The 14,516-nt window shown below is 72.4% G+C and carries 15 protein-coding genes; 13 read left to right on the top strand and 2 right to left on the bottom strand.

Annotation, left to right across the window (positions count from 1 at the left end):
• Positions 1-128: 128 nt before the first annotated feature.
• From ribD to OG472_RS10920, 11 genes are all read left to right on the top strand, one after another.
• The gene (gene ribD, locus OG472_RS10970) at positions 129-1,265 is read left to right on the top strand and encodes a bifunctional diaminohydroxyphosphoribosylaminopyrimidine deaminase/5-amino-6-(5-phosphoribosylamino)uracil reductase RibD (RefSeq protein WP_405941359.1); all 1,137 of its coding nucleotides are present in this window, start codon (positions 129-131) and stop codon (positions 1,263-1,265) included.
• Entirely contained in the window at positions 1,266-1,895 is a 630-nt protein-coding gene (locus tag OG472_RS10965; RefSeq protein ID WP_401609541.1) for a riboflavin synthase, read from the top strand.
• Positions 1,892-2,548, top strand: coding sequence for a nicotinamide riboside transporter PnuC (locus OG472_RS10960; RefSeq protein WP_401609543.1), 657 nt, complete (start codon positions 1,892-1,894; stop codon positions 2,546-2,548). The genes OG472_RS10965 and OG472_RS10960 overlap by 4 nt, the downstream gene beginning before the upstream one ends.
• Complete coding sequence (locus OG472_RS10955; protein ID WP_401609545.1) at positions 2,545-3,834, top strand: bifunctional 3,4-dihydroxy-2-butanone-4-phosphate synthase/GTP cyclohydrolase II; 1,290 nt, start codon at positions 2,545-2,547, stop codon at positions 3,832-3,834. The genes OG472_RS10960 and OG472_RS10955 overlap by 4 nt, the downstream gene beginning before the upstream one ends.
• 53 nt (positions 3,835-3,887) lie before the next feature.
• A complete protein-coding gene (gene ribH / locus OG472_RS10950; protein ID WP_007262951.1) occupies positions 3,888-4,373 on the top strand; it encodes a 6,7-dimethyl-8-ribityllumazine synthase in 486 nt (161 codons plus the stop codon).
• A 58-nt stretch (positions 4,374-4,431) separates the two neighbouring features.
• The gene (locus tag OG472_RS10945; RefSeq protein WP_383574398.1) at positions 4,432-4,713 is read left to right on the top strand and encodes a phosphoribosyl-ATP diphosphatase; all 282 of its coding nucleotides are present in this window, start codon (positions 4,432-4,434) and stop codon (positions 4,711-4,713) included.
• Positions 4,714-4,769: 56 nt separating this feature from the next.
• On the top strand, positions 4,770-5,618 hold the full coding sequence (gene hisG, locus OG472_RS10940; protein ID WP_401609549.1) for an ATP phosphoribosyltransferase: 849 nt from the start codon (positions 4,770-4,772) through the stop codon (positions 5,616-5,618).
• A 44-nt stretch (positions 5,619-5,662) separates the two neighbouring features.
• Positions 5,663-6,127: a PH domain-containing protein gene (locus tag OG472_RS10935; protein WP_383574402.1), complete on the top strand. Its 465-nt coding sequence runs from the start codon at positions 5,663-5,665 to the stop codon at positions 6,125-6,127.
• A gap of 199 nt (positions 6,128-6,326) precedes the next feature.
• A complete protein-coding gene (locus OG472_RS10930; protein ID WP_401609552.1) occupies positions 6,327-7,763 on the top strand; it encodes a hemolysin family protein in 1,437 nt (478 codons plus the stop codon).
• Positions 7,760-8,833: a hemolysin family protein gene (locus OG472_RS10925; protein ID WP_401609554.1), complete on the top strand. Its 1,074-nt coding sequence runs from the start codon at positions 7,760-7,762 to the stop codon at positions 8,831-8,833. The genes OG472_RS10930 and OG472_RS10925 overlap by 4 nt, the downstream gene beginning before the upstream one ends.
• Before the next feature lie 94 nt (positions 8,834-8,927).
• Positions 8,928-9,335: a hypothetical protein gene (locus OG472_RS10920; protein WP_405941358.1), complete on the top strand. Its 408-nt coding sequence runs from the start codon at positions 8,928-8,930 to the stop codon at positions 9,333-9,335.
• An 83-nt stretch (positions 9,336-9,418) separates the two neighbouring features.
• On the opposite strand, the gene OG472_RS10915 is transcribed toward OG472_RS10920, so the two are convergent.
• Both OG472_RS10915 and OG472_RS10910 read right to left on the bottom strand, forming a co-directional pair.
• Positions 9,419-11,338: an AAA family ATPase gene (locus tag OG472_RS10915; protein WP_405829234.1), complete on the bottom strand. Its 1,920-nt coding sequence runs from the start codon at positions 11,336-11,338 to the stop codon at positions 9,419-9,421.
• 387 nt (positions 11,339-11,725) lie between these two features.
• Positions 11,726-12,361, bottom strand: a complete 636-nt coding sequence (locus tag OG472_RS10910) for a uridine kinase (protein ID WP_401609561.1) — start codon at positions 12,359-12,361, stop codon at positions 11,726-11,728.
• A 108-nt stretch (positions 12,362-12,469) separates the two neighbouring features.
• On the opposite strand from OG472_RS10910, the gene OG472_RS10905 reads away from it, so the two are divergent.
• Positions 12,470-13,846: a peptidase C39 family protein gene (locus tag OG472_RS10905; RefSeq protein ID WP_405829232.1), complete on the top strand. Its 1,377-nt coding sequence runs from the start codon at positions 12,470-12,472 to the stop codon at positions 13,844-13,846.
• 126 nt (positions 13,847-13,972) lie between these two features.
• Complete coding sequence (locus OG472_RS10900; protein WP_401609565.1) at positions 13,973-14,407, top strand: SPW repeat protein; 435 nt, start codon at positions 13,973-13,975, stop codon at positions 14,405-14,407.
• The last annotated feature ends 109 nt before the right edge of the window (positions 14,408-14,516 follow it).

Raw genomic sequence — 14,516 nt, 5'->3', positions numbered from 1 at the left:
CGCCGTCGGCGGTTCATCGGCATATCCCTGCGGACATGCCCGATCGGACCGTTTTTCGGCCTCGGCGTCCCCCGTGAGCTGTACCGCTTCATCTGTCGTATCCCGACAGGCCCCGGAGTCCGTGCCCGATGAGGCAGGAGGACCCGGTGGCGACACACGCCGCGCACGCAGCACCCGCATCCGACGCGGGTACCCGTGCCATGCGCCGAGCCGTCGAGCTCGCCGCCCGCGGACTCGGCTCCACCAGCCCCAACCCCGTCGTCGGCTGCGTCATCACCGACGCCTCCGGCACCGTCGTGGGCGAGGGCTGGCACGAGCGGGCCGGCGGCCCGCACGCCGAGGTCAACGCCCTGCGCGTCGCAGGCGACGCGGCCCGCGGCGGCACCGCCTACGTCACCCTCGAACCCTGCAACCACACCGGTCGTACGGGACCCTGCGCCCGCGCCCTCGTCGAGGCCGGCATCATCCGCGTGGTCTACGCCGTCTCCGACCCGAACCCGCAGGCCAGCGGCGGTGCAGCCACCCTGCGCGCCGCCGGGGTCGACACCGAGGCCGGACTCCTGGAGGCGGAGGCCGAGGCCGGCAACACCGCCTGGCTGACCTCCGTCCGGCTCGGCCGCCCCCACGTCACCTGGAAGTACGCAGCCACCCTCGACGGCCGCAGCGCCGCCGCCGACGGCACCAGCCGCTGGATCAGCTCCGCCGAGTCCCGCGCGGACGTCCACCGGCTGCGCGCCGAGGCCGACGCCGTCCTGGTGGGCGGCGGCACCCTGCGCGCCGACGACCCGCACCTGGCCGTACGCGGCATCGACGGAGCCACCCAGCCCCTGCGCGTCGCCCTCGACACCCGTGCCGGACTCCGGCCGGGCGCCCGCATCCTCGACGGCTCCGCGCCCACGCTGCTGGTCGTCGCCGAGGACGCCGACACCCGCCACCTGCCCGGCGTCGACCTCCTGCGGCTGCCCCCGCAGGACGGCCGGATCCCGGTCCGCCGGCTCCTGGAGGAGCTGTACGCCCGTGGCGTGCGCTCCCTCCTCCTGGAGGGCGGCCCCACCCTGGCGGGCGCCTTCGCCGAGGCCGGAGCCGTCGACCGGGTCGTCGGCTACCTCGCCCCGGCCCTGCTCGGCGCCGGCCCCGCGGCCTTCGGCGACGCAGGCATCACGAACATCTCCCACGCCCTGCGCCTCGACATCACCGAGGCCGTCCGCGTGGGCCCCGATCTCCGCATCACCGCCATCCCCACCACCGCCCCCAAGGAGCACTGAGTGTTCACCGGAATCGTCGAAGAACTGGGCGAGGTCGCCGCCGTCGAGCAGCTCGAGGAGGCCTCCCGCTTCCGGCTGCGCGGCCCCCTGGTCACCGAGGGCGCCAAGCACGGCGACTCCATCGCCGTGAACGGTGTCTGCCTGACCGTCGTGGAGACCGCCGACGGCGAGTTCACCGCCGACGTCATGCAGGAGACCCTGAACCGCTCCAGCCTCGGCGCCCTCGCCAAGGGCTCCCGGGTCAACCTGGAGCGCCCGATGGCCCTCGGCGGACGCCTCGGCGGGCACCTGGTCCAGGGGCACGTGGACGGCACCGGCGAGATCCTCTCCCGGACCCCCTCCGAGCACTGGGAGATCGTCAAGGTCGCCCTCCCGGAGACCCTCTCCCGGTACGTGGTCGAGAAGGGCTCCATCACCGTCGACGGCGTCAGCCTCACCGTGGTCGAGGCGGCCGCAGACTGGTTCACGATCAGCCTCATCCCCACCACCCTCGCCCTGACCACGCTCGGCATCAAGCAGCCCGGCGATCCGGTCAACCTGGAGGTCGACGTCCTCGCGAAGTACGTCGAGCGCCTCCTGGCGGCCGGAGTGGACCCGCTGCGCGCGAATCCGACGGGAGACGACCAGTGACCGCCCTGACCTGGCTCAACGCCGAGGCCTTCACCGTCTTCGGCCAGAAGGTCATCTGGTCCGACATGATCGGCAACCTGATGGGCCTGGCCGCGCTCGCCCTCGGCTGGCGCCGCTCCATCTGGACCTGGCCCGCCCAGCTCCTGTCCGGCCTGATCCTCATCGCCGCCTACGCCTCCGCGCACCTCGCCGGCGGCGTCGGCAAGCAGCTCCTGGTCATCGGGGTGGCGGCGTGGGGCTGGCGGGCGTGGCAGCTCGGCCGGCAGCAGGCCCAGGACGGCTCCATCGCCGTGCGCACCGCCACCTGGAAGGAGCGCGGACTGCTCCTCGCCGGAGCGGCGCTCGGCACCCTCGCCGTCGGCGGCCTGTTCACGCTCTACCCGGACCTGTCCTGGAGCCCGTGGGCCGACGCGTACATCTTCGTCGGCACGATCGTCGCGATGGTCGCCCAGGCCCGCGGCCTCGTCGAGTTCTGGATCGCCTGGCTCCTCGTCGACCTGGTCGGCGTCCCCCTCGCCTTCAACAACGGCCTGGCCTTCTCCGGCCTCGTCTACGTCGTGTACTTCGGCCTCGTGGTCTGGGGCGCCTACGACTGGTACCAGCGCTCGCGCACCACCACCCCCGCCCCGGCCCCGGAAGGAGCAACGGCATGACCACCCTCAAGCCCGTGCCCGAGATCCCCGAAGAGACCTTCCGCCTCGACCCCGTCGAGCAGGCCGTCCGCGACATCGCGGCGGGCCGGCCGGTGGTCGTCGTCGACGACGAGGACCGCGAGAACGAGGGCGACCTCGTCATCGCGGCCGAGAAGGCCACCCCCGAGATCATCGCCTTCATGATGAGCGAGTGCCGCGGCCTGATCTGCGCCCCCATGGAGGGCCCCGAGCTGGACCGGCTCGAACTCCCCCAGATGGTCCAGAACAACACCGAGTCGATGAAGACCGCCTTCACCGTCTCCGTCGACGCGAGCGCCGCCCACGGCGTCTCCACCGGCATCTCCGCCGCCGACCGCGCCACCACCCTGCGCCTCCTCGCCGACGGCGTCAGCGGCCCCGGAGACTTCGTCCGCCCCGGCCACATCTTCCCGCTGCGCGCCAAGCCGGGCGGTGTCCTCGTCCGCAACGGTCACACCGAGGCGGCCGTCGACCTCGCCCGCCTCGCGGGCCTGCGCCCGGCCGGTGCCATCGTGGAGATCGCCGGCGAGGACGGCGTCATGCTGCGCCTGCCCGAGCTGATCCCCTTCGCCCGCAAGCACGGCCTGACGATCATCTCCATCGAGGACCTGATCGCCTACCGCCGCTCCGCCGAGCCCAAGGTGCGCCGCGAGGCCGAGGTCAGCCTGCCGACCGCCTTCGGCGAGTTCACCGCGCACGGCTACCGCTCCACGGTCGACGGCGTCGAGCACGTCGCCCTCGTCCACGGCGAGATCGGCGACGGCACCGACATCCTGGTCCGCATGCACTCCGAGTGCCTGACCGGAGACATCTTCGCCTCCCAGCGCTGCGACTGCGGCCCCCAGTTGCACGCCTCCATGGAGCGGATCAAGGCCGAGGGCCGCGGCATCGTCGTCTACCTGCGCGGCCACGAGGGCCGCGGCATCGGACTGATGTCCAAGCTGCGCGCCTACGAACTGCAAGAGCGCGGCCGCGACACCCTCGACGCCAACCTGGAACTGGGGCTGCCCGCCGACGCCCGCGACTACGCGGCCGGCGCGCAGATCCTCGCCGACCTCGGCGTGCACGAGGTCCGGCTGCTGACCAACAACCCCGACAAGTCCGCCGCCCTCGAGCGGCACGGCATCGAGGTCACCAGCCGGGAGGCCATGCCGATGGAGGCGGGCGAGCACAATCTGCGGTACCTGCGCACCAAGCGGGACCGGATGGGCCACGACCTGCCCTGGCTGGACGGGGCCGTGACCACGTCCGCCTGCGGCAACCAGTAAGCAAGCACCACCACCCCCGTACGTACATCCACGAACCACCGAGGAGTAGAGCTGTGAGCGGCAAGGGCGCACCCGAACTGAGCGTGAAGAACTGCGGAGACCTCCGAGTCGCCGTGATCGCGGCCCAGTGGCACGAGAAGGTCATGGACGGACTGGTCGACGGCGCCCTGCGGGCCCTGCACGAGCTGGGCATCGACGAGCCCACCCTGCTCCGCGTCCCGGGCAGCTTCGAGCTGCCGGTCGTGGCGAAGGTGCTGGCCGGTCGCGGCTACGATGCGATCGTCGCCCTCGGCGTGGTCATCCGCGGCGGCACCCCGCACTTCGACTACGTCTGCCAGGGCGTCACCCAGGGCCTGGTACAGGTGTCGATCGACACCGGAGTCCCCGTCGGCTTCGGCGTGCTGACCTGCGACAACGACGAGCAGGCGCTGGACCGCGCCGGGCTCGAGGGGTCCAACGAGGACAAGGGGCACGAAGCGGTCACCGCCGCCGTCTCCACCGCCATGACCCTGCGCACCGTCAGCGAACCCTGGCGGTAGTCCAAGGAGTGAACCCCGGCACGGGGACACCCGGGTGAGCCCTTACCCTAAGGACATCATGGCGAACAAACCCTCCAAGACCTTCGAAGAGCTCTTCACCGAGCTCCAGCTCAAGGCCGCCGAAGGCGACCCCGGCACCTCCCGCACCGCCGAGCTCGTCCACAAGGGCGTCCATGCCATCGGCAAGAAGGTCGTCGAGGAGGCCGCCGAGGTCTGGATGGCCGCCGAGTACGAGGGCAAGGAAGCCGCCGCCGAGGAGATCTCCCAGCTGCTGTACCACGTCCAGGTGATGATGGTCGCGCGCGGGATCTCCCTCGACGACGTCTACGCGCACCTCTGATCCTCGGCACGCACACCCGCCCGTAACCACGCAAACCACGCACCAAAGGAAGCCCCATGCTGCGCATCGCCGTCCCCAACAAGGGTTCACTCTCCGGACCGGCGTCGGCGATGCTCCATGAGGCCGGCTACCGGATGCGCAAGGAGTCCAAGGAGCTCGTGGTCGTCGACCCCGAGAACGAGGTGGAGTTCTTCTACCTCCGCCCCAAGGACATCGCGATCTACGTCTCCTCCGGCAAGCTCGACATCGGCATCACCGGCCGCGACCTGCTGCTCGACTCCGGCGCCAGCGCCGAGGAGATCCTGCCGCTGAACTTCGGCCGGTCCACCTTCCGCTACGCCACCACCCCCGGCACGGCGAAGGGTCCCGAGGACTTCCACGGGATGACGATCGCGACCTCGTACGAGGGAATCGTCGCCAAGCACCTCGCCGACAAGGGGATCGACGCCTCCGTCGTCCACCTCGACGGCGCGGTCGAGACCGCCATCCAGCTCGGCGTCGCCCAGATCATCGCGGACGTCGTCGAGACCGGCACCAGCCTGCGCAACGCGGGCCTGGAGGTCATCGGCGAGCCGATCCTCACCTCCGAGGCCGTCGTGATCCGGGGCAACGGCGCCGACGCGGACGACCCGCAGGTCCAGCAGTTCCTGCGCCGCCTCCAGGGCGTCCTGGTCGCCCGCAGCTACGTGATGATGGACTACGACTGCCGCGCCGAGCACCTGGAGCGCGCGGTCGCCCTCACCCCGGGCCTGGAGTCGCCGACCGTCTCCCCGCTGCACAACGAGGGCTGGGTCGCGGTCCGTGCCATGGTCCCGGCCAAGGAGGCCCAGCGGATCATGGACGACCTGTACGAGCTCGGCGCGCGCGCGATCCTCACCACGTCGATCCACGCGTGCCGGCTCTGACCCGTCCGACCCGCACCACCACTGCAGAAGGCACCCGAACCACCATGGCCGAGCCCGCCGCCCAGCCCGAACCGCCCGCCCTGCCGGTCACCTTCCGGCCGACCCGTACCCGGGTGGTCCTGCTGGGCGTCGGCCTCGCCATGTTCGCCACCATCACCTCCATCGCGGTGATGCTGGAGCGCCTGCAGCCCGGCGAGCGGATCAGCTTCGTCCTCGTCGCCGTCCTGCTGTCCTCCGTGCTCGTCCTGCTCAGCCGTCCCAAGGTGGTCGCGGACGAGGCCGGAGTCACCGTGGTCAACCTGACCACCACCCGCCGCCTGGAGTGGGCGCAGATCCTGCGCGTCAACCTCCGCCCCGGCGACCCGTGGGTCTTCCTGGACCTCAGCGACGGCACCAGCCTGCCCGTCCTCGGCATCCAGCCGGGTGTCGCCAAGCAGCAGGCGATCGGCGACGCCCGCGCCCTGCGCGCCCTCGCCGACTCCCGCGGAACCGGCGCGAACGACAACTGAGACCGCCCATCCTCGTCGCTGCGTACCGTTGCGGCCGGGATCTCAATGACTACCCTGGTGGCGGGGCGCAGCATGCGCCCTCCCACCGGCCCCGGGACCCCGAGGTCCGTGGGCACCTGCAACTTGAGGAGTGACTCCCTCCAGCAATGGACGGATCGTCCGGTAGTACCCGCGCCGCCCTCCCTCCGGAGGCGGCGGCATGACCATTCCGCTACTCCTGCTCGCGGCGGCATTCGCCCTGATCCTCGCCAACGGTTTCTTCGTGGCAGCCGAATTCGGCCTCGTCACCGTGGAGAGACCCGAGGCCGAGCGCGCCGCAGCCGACGGTGACCGCCGTGCCCGCACGGTGGTCGAGGCCCTGAAAGAGCTCTCCTTCCAGCTCTCGGGCACCCAGCTCGGCATCACCATCACCTCCCTCGTGGTCGGCATGCTCGCCGAGCCCGCCCTCGCCGCACTGCTGGCCGGGCCGCTCGCCGCGACCGGCCTGCCGAAGGGAGCCGTCCCCGGCGTCGCCGTCGTCATCGGCATGCTGCTCGCCTCCGCCGTCCAGATGGTCGTCGGCGAGCTCGTACCGAAGAACTGGGCGGTCTCCCGGCCGCTCCAGGTGGCCCGCTTCGTCGCCGGCCCCCAGAACGCCTTCTCCCGCGCCTTCCGGCCGGTCATCGCCGGCCTCAACGCCGTCGCCAACCGCCTCGTGCGGGCGCTCGGCGTGGAGCCGACCGACGAGATGGCCTCCGCCCGCACCCCCGGCGAACTGGTCTCCCTCGTACGCCATTCGGCCCAGGCGGGCGCACTCGAACAGGACACGGCCGACCTCTTCGTCCGGACCCTCTCGCTGGGCGAGCTCACGGCCCAGCACGTCATGACCCCCCGGGTGAAGGTCAGCGCCCTCATGCACACGGCCACCGCGGCCGACGTGCTGAACCTGACCCGCGCCACGGGCCTGTCCCGCTTCCCGGTCTACCGCGACCGCATCGACGAGGTCACCGGCGTGGTCCACCTCAAGGACGCCCTCGCCGTGCCCGAGTCCGACCGCGACCGCACCACCGTGAGCCGGATCTGCGTCGCCCCGCTGCTGGTGCCCGGCTCCCTGCCGGTGCAGCCGCTGCTGGAACGGTTGCGCAGCGAACAGCCGATGGCCGTGGTCGTCGACGAGTACGGCGGCACCGCCGGCGTGGTCACGCTGGAGGACATCGTCGAGGAGCTCGTCGGCGAGGTCCGCGACGAGCACGACCTCGCCGAGGACGGCGGCCCCGAACTGGCCGCCGTGGCCGCCGAGGACGGCCGCCCGTCCTGGGAGGCCGACGGCAGCTGCCGGGTGCAGACCCTGCGCCGGATAGGCCTCGAGGTGCCCGAAGGGCCGTACGAGACCGTCGCGGGCCTCGTCGCCGACCTGCTCGGCCGGATCCCCGCCCCCGGGGACCGCGCCGATCTCCCCGGATGGAAGCTGTCCGTCCGCCGGGTCGGCCGCAACCGCGCCGAGCTCGTACGCCTGGTCCGGCTGACGGCGGTGCCCGCCGCCGGCGGGTACCGGTCCGCCTCCGCCTCCGTGGCCGGCGGCGCCGGCCTGGTCGGCTCCGGCCGGCGCGGCGAAGGCGCCCCGCAGCGGGCCGAGCTGGAAGGCGCCTCCCGGTGAACGCGCTCCAGCTCCTCTTCGCCCTGCTGCTGGTCCTCGCCAACGGCTTCTTCGTCGGCGCCGAGTTCGCACTCGTCTCCGTGCGGCGCAGCCAGATCGAGCCCCTCGCCGCCGACTCCAAGCGGGCCCGCCAGGTGCTCCACGGCCTGGAGAACCTGCCGCGCATGATGGCCGCCGCGCAGTTCGGCATCACCATCTGCTCGCTCACCCTCGGCGCGGTCGCCGAACCCACCGTGGCCCGGCTGCTGGAGCCCGTCTTCCACGCCGTCCACGTACCGCAGGGCCTGATCCACCCCCTCGGCTACGCGCTCGCGCTCGCCGCCGTGGTCTTCCTGCACCTGGTCATCGGCGAGATGGTCCCCAAGAACCTCGCCATGGCCGCCCCCGAGAAGACCGCCCTGTGGTTCAGCCCCGGCCTGGTCGCCTTCGCCCGTCTGTGCGGGCCGGTCACGACCGCGCTCGGCGCCTGCGCCAAGCTCGTCCTGAAGCTCTTCAAGGTCGAACCCAAGGACGAGGTCGAAGCCGTCTACACCTCCGCCCAGCTGGGCCGGCTCCTCAAGGACTCCCGGCAGGCCGGGCTCCTGGAGCCGGTCGAGCAGGAGCGGCTGGAGGACGCCCTCGAACTGGGCAGCCGCCCCGTCAGCGACGTCCTCCTCGACCGGGACCGCCTGGTCACGGTCGGCCCCGACGTGACCCCGCGCCAGATCGAGCAGCTGACCGTGCGCACCGGCTACTCCCGCTTCCCCGTCCGGGCCGCCAGCGGCGCCTTCATGGGCTACCTGCACGTCAAGGACGTACTGGACCTGGAAGACCGGGAGCGGGCCGTGCCCCAGCGGGTCTGGCGCCGGATGACCACGCTGTGTGCCACCGTCCCGCTGGACGACGCCCTCGGCGTGATGCGCCGCGACGCCACCCACCTGGCGCAGGTCGCCGACCCCGGCGGCCGGGTCCTGGGCCTGGTCGCCCTCGAGGACGTCCTGGAAATGCTGGTCGGCGAGGTCCGCGACCCGTCACACCGCGTCCCGGCGGGCCGTCCGGGACCTCGCCCGGAGCGGGCACTGACCGGCTGACCTGTCGCCGGACCCGCCGTCCCGCGGCGGGTCCGGCGGGTTGGACGGCCGGGTGCCGGGGCACTACTGACCGTATGCGGGAGGGGGCGGTCGGATGTCAGGGGAGCACGGCGAGACGGCCGCCAGGATGGTGGCCCTGCTGAGGGAGGACCCGGACGTGGCCTCCCCGGTGGCGCGCCGGCTCCGCGCGCTGCTGCGCGACCGGTTGACGGAACAGGGCCTGGCCTTCCTGGCCGCCTTCGAGCGTGACCCCTCCGTACCGGAAGCGGCCGACCGGCTCACGGCGGCGCTCCTCAACCTGACCGAGGCGGATCCGGCGTTCGCGGCGGAGGCCGACGCCCTGCTGCGGGGCGACCTCGGCAGCCTGCAGGACGCGGCCTGGGCCGCGCGCAACGGCGGACGCCCGCTCTCCGTCCTCTGGTTCGTGATCCCCCTGCTCGTCCTCTGGCTGGTCCTCAACGCCATCGCGGCCTTCTCCGGAGCACCCCCGGACATGCCGTAGCGCAGGACGGCACCCGCCGCATCCGGCCGCGACAGGAGGACCCCGCGCCGCGGCCCGGCGGAGCCGTCACGGCCCGGCCCGGCTCACAGCGGCGGCGGCTCCGGCCGTTCCTGCGGGCCGCGGCCCGACAGCACCTCCCCGTACGCCTGCATCAGGTCCGGCAGCCGCAGCGTGGCCAGGTCGTCCCGCGAGGGCTCACCCGCGAAGCCCGCCAGCCGCAGGTCCCGGTACGCGCAGCTCTTCTCGTACAGCGTCCGCAGGAACCGCCCGTTGCCGAGCTCGTCGATCCAGCCCTGCTCCACCACGTGCCCGCTGATGCTGCGCAGCTCCTCCAGCGACTCCTCGTCCCAGTGGTCCCCGTTCGCGTCCGCCAGCACCCCGCCGATCGCGGTCAGCTCCAGCGGCCGGTAGCTGGGGAAGTCAACCCGGGTGGTGAACCGCGAGGACAGCCCCGGATTGGCGGCCAGCAGCCGGTCCATCCCCGCCGGATAGCCCGCCAGGATCACCACCAGGTGGTCCCGGTTGTCCTCGGCCCGCTTGAGCAGCACCTGCAGGGCCTCGTCCCCGTACGCGTCGCCCTTGCTGTAGCCCGAGTTCGACAGCGAGTACGCCTCGTCCACGAACAGCACCCCGCCGATCGCCGAATCGATCAGCTCGTTCGCCTTCACCGCGGTCTGGCCCAGGAACTCGCCCACCAGGTCCGCCCGCTGGGCCTCCACGAGATGGTCCCCGCCCAGCAGCCCCAGCGCGTAGAAGACCCGCCCCAGGATCCGCGCCACCGTCGTCTTGCCCGTCCCCGACGGCCCCGAGAAGACGAAGTGGCGTTTCGGCGGCTGCACCGGCAGCCCCTGACCAGCCCTCAGCCGCGCCATGTGCAGCTGCGCAGAGAGCGCCTTCACCTGCCTTTTGACCGGTTCCAGGCCCACCATCCGCTCCAGCTCCGCCAGCGCCTCGGCGAGCGCCGCCGGGTCGGCCGGCCCGGCCGGCAGCCCCTCGGGGCCGCCCTGCGGCGGGACGGGCACCTTGCGCCGGGCGCCCTCCACCCGGCCCGCCGGGGGGGTCGGCGGAGCCAGCGGGTCCGGCTCGGCCTGGTTGTCGGCCGCGATGTCCTGGACGGGCCCGCCGCCCAGCGCGACCGCCGCGAAGTCCCCGCCGGCCGGGGACGGGCCGTGCCCGGCGTAGGCCCCGTAGCCGGCGTACCCCGCCAGACCCGCCAGATCGGCCATGCCGTCGGTGTCGTCGCCGTCCTCGATGGCCGTCAGCCGGGCCGCGGTGTCCATGAACGAGGGATCCACCCGGTGCACCGCCCGGTACAGCGGCAGCGCCGCCGCGCTGCGCCCGGTGCCCTCGTGCGCCCGCGCCAGCCAGTACCGCAGCTCCTTGCGCTGCGGCTGCTCGCTGCGACATCGCATCAGCGCCGCCGACAGCATCGGCTCCGCCTGCCCGTACATCTCCAGCCGGACCCGGGCCATACCGCCGAACAGCCCCGCCTCGATCCCCAGCAGCGGATCGTTCACCAGCGGCTCGGTGTGCCGGACCAGTTGATCCCAGTCCTTGACCAGGTAGGCCCGGCAGGCGTGCAGGAACCGCACCTGGGAGTCGGTGTCCACCGGCGGCAGCGCCGCGAGGGCCTGGTCCAGCTCGGGCACGTGACGGCCGTCCAGCCAGTGCGAGGCGTGGGCGAGCAGCAGGTCCCGCCGGCTCTCCAGCACCGGCTGCACCCACCAGCCCAGCCAGTACCAGGAGTTCAGCGTCCTCCGGTGCCGGGCCCGCTGCTCGCCGAAGCGGTCCCGGTGCGCGTACATCCGGAGTAACGCGTTGCCGGTGTCCACCCGGAGCGCGTGCAGCCCCAGCCAGGCGTCGGCCATCGAGGGATCGAGTCGTACGGCCGCCCGGAACTCCTCCTCGGCCTGCGGATACGCGCCCATGGTGCAGGCGTCGACTCCGCGCAGCCAGGCGAGTTCGGCCGGGGCGTGCATGCTGCCCGGCGTGCCGAAATCCATCACGTCCCCCACAAGCCTGCCCCCGTGGTGCGCGGCAACCCCCGCTTCGAGCGCGCGAGTTGACCGTTGCCCCCGGCTGGCGTCGCTGAAATCAGGGCTGCATCGTACCTGCGGTTTCGCACCTTACGTAGGGCGCGACGGGGCGGGTTCGGGCGTGCGCCCCGAGGGCGCTCGGTGACTCAGGGTGAAGAAGCGGGGCGGATTCGCCTCCCGGGACAGCCGCGGGAGGGGGTTCGCGGGCAGAACGAAGCCCCCGATCACGGGGGAACAATCGGGGGCTTCGTGTCTGCGGCAGCCGTAAGGCCGCGCATTGAGAACGTAAGGCCGGTGCGGGCCCCAGGTCAAGCAGGTCGGTGGAGGCCTGGCGGAGGGGATTTTCCGGGCTGCTCAGGCCCGGGGGAGTTCGTCACCGTCGGTGACGGAAGCGGTGGTTCCCGCCGTCGCTCCGGCCCCGGAAGACCACTCGTATCCCGTACCGCACTGGCGCACCAGGGTGTCGGCGAAGGGGCGCGAAGGGTCATTGGAGAAGTGCGCGCGCTCCGCGCGCTCCCATCCGTCCCAGAAGTCGGAAAGTTCACGCCCGTCCCGGTTTCGCCCCCGCAGCCAGGACTGCACACGAGGCGTCTCCATCCACAGCAGCCCCGCCAGATGCGGGCGCAGCGCCCGCCGGCCGGCCCCGACCCCCTCGATCAGCAGTACCGGCGCCGGATCCAGCACCCGCTCCGGCCCGAAACGGCGCTCCACCCAGTCGTAGGGGGCCCACAGCGCGGGCCGCCCCTCGGCGAGCGGCTCCAGCACCTGCGCGCGCAGCCGGTCCTCCCAGCCGAACAGCTCCTCGTGGCTGGCCACGTCGTCCAGGTGCAGGACGGGCGCCCCGCCCAGCGCTTCGGCGAGCCGCCCCGCGAAGGTGCTCTTCCCGGATCCGGCGTGACCGTCGATCCCGATCAGACGCACCGGGCCGAGGGAGACCGGCAATGCGGCAAGCTCCCGGGCGAGTGACTCAAGTGACTGGTGTGGCTCCACCCGACCAGCGTAGACAAGCCCGACACGACCCGTGGCTTCGGCGTACGGCCACCGGGAACTGGAAGGGTGAGCCACCGAAGCGCCGACCCACCCCGGGGGAACCTCGCGATGACAGCATCCACGCCACGCAGGGCCGTACTCGTCGCCGCACTCGCGGTCGCCACCGCGGCGACCGCCGCCGGTGTCCCCGGCGGCAGCGCCTCGGCGGCGGCCCGGCCGACCCCACGGGCAGCGGGCCGCACCGTCGACAACCGCTTCTGGTACTCCTTCGCCCACTGGCTGGCCGGCACCCACAAGGGCACCACCGCCGTCGGCGGCGCCCGTCCCGGCCTGGAGATCAAGACCGCCGCCGGCCGCACCGAGTACGCCGATCCGCACACCGGGAGGAAGAGCGTCTGGGAGTACGCCACCTGGACCTCCCCGGTGCACCGCTCCACCGTGCCCGCCACCGAGGCCATCGCCTCCTGGAACGCCCGTACGCCGGCCGGCACCTGGATCCAGATCGAGCTGCGCGGCACCTACACGGACGGCAGCCCCACCCCCTGGTACGTGATGGGGCGGTGGGCCTCCGGGGACCGCGACATCCGCCGCACGTCGGTGGACGGTCAGACCGACGGCAAGTCCACCGTCTGGACCGACACCCTGGCCGTCGATGCACCGGCCGCGGCCGCCGGGCTGCGGATCGCGGACTGGCAGCTGCGCCTCACCCTGCACCGAAAGCCCGGCGCGGACCGCGGCCCCACCGTGTGGCTGGCGGGCGCGATGGTCTCCGACGTCCCGGACCGGTTCACGGTTCCCGCCTCCGCCCCCTCAGCCCCCTCCGGCCGCGCCCACGAGCTGGAGGTCCCGCGCTACTCGCAGGAGACCCACGCCGGGCAGTACCCCGAGTACGACAACGGCGGCGAGGCCTGGTGCAGCCCCACCTCCTCGCAGATGATCATCGAGTACTGGGGCGGCAAGGCCAGCGACACCGCCCTGACCTGGGTGAACCCGAGGTACGCCGACCCGCAGGTCTGCCACGCGGCCCGCTCCACCTACGACGCCGCCTACAAGGGCTGCGGCAACTGGCCCTTCAACCCCGCGTACGCGGCCACCTACCGAGGGCTCGCCGGCGTCGTCACCCGCCTCACCGCAATGTCCGACCTGGAGACCCTGGTCCGGGCGGGCATCCCCGCCATCACCTCGCAGTCCTTCCGCACGGAGGAGCTCACCGGCGCGGGCTACGGCACCGCGGGCCACCTGATGACCGTCATCGGCTTCACGGCCGCCGGGGACGTGATCGCCAACGACCCCAACTCGCCCGACAATCCCGCCGTCCGCCGCGTCTACAAGCGCTCTGAATGGGAGACCATCTGGTTGCGCACCAAGCGCCACGCGGCCGCCGGCAAGGTCGCCTCGGGTACGGGCGGTATTTGCTACCTCTACTTCCCGGCGGCTCTCGGCGCGGCGCACGCGGCCGCGCTGACGGCGGTCGGCGTGCTCTGAGGGCTCGGAGAGGGCTCCGGGGAAGCCAGGGGAAAATTCCGGGGAAGCTCCGCTGGTCAGGATGGCTTAATCGGAAGAATATGGGCATAAAGGGCATATAAGGCTCCTTGTAGGAGGCAGTCCGCCATGACCACTCATCCCAGCAGCATCGAGCACCACCCGGACCTTGCCGAGATGCGCACTCGGTTCGAGCGGGTGACCAGCACCCCTGCCGCGCAAGCCGTTGAAGCACTGGCCCTGGTCACGGGCCTGTACCTGGCGGCTTCGCCGTGGATAGCCGGGTTCAGCGTCCTGACCCCGCTGGCCATCAACAACCTGATCGCCGGCCTGGCGTTCTGCCTGTGCATGGGCGGTCTGGGGTCCGCTTACGAACGCACCCATGCGATGGCCTGGACCGCCGTCGCACTCGGCGCGTGGACGATCATCGCCCCGTGGGCCATCGCCGGAGAGATGGACACGACTCGTTCGGTGGTCAGCAACGTGATCACCGGAGCCGTCGCACTCTGCCTCGGCCTCGCGATGGCGGGCATGGCGGGTCGCAACCGCGATACCCGCATCTGAGGATCCCCGCATCTGAGGATTCCCGCGTCTGGCGAAGACGGTCAACCGGGCGCCGGGCCCCCGCCGCACCCTTCCTTTCGGGAGCGGCGGGGGCCCGGCGGTGTGATGC

Source organism: Streptomyces sp. NBC_00207, assembly GCF_045160965.1.
Classification (GTDB): domain Bacteria; phylum Actinomycetota; class Actinomycetes; order Streptomycetales; family Streptomycetaceae; genus Streptomyces.
The sequence above is the reverse complement of the archived record's forward strand: the minus strand, read 5'-3'. Positions and strand labels throughout refer to the sequence as shown.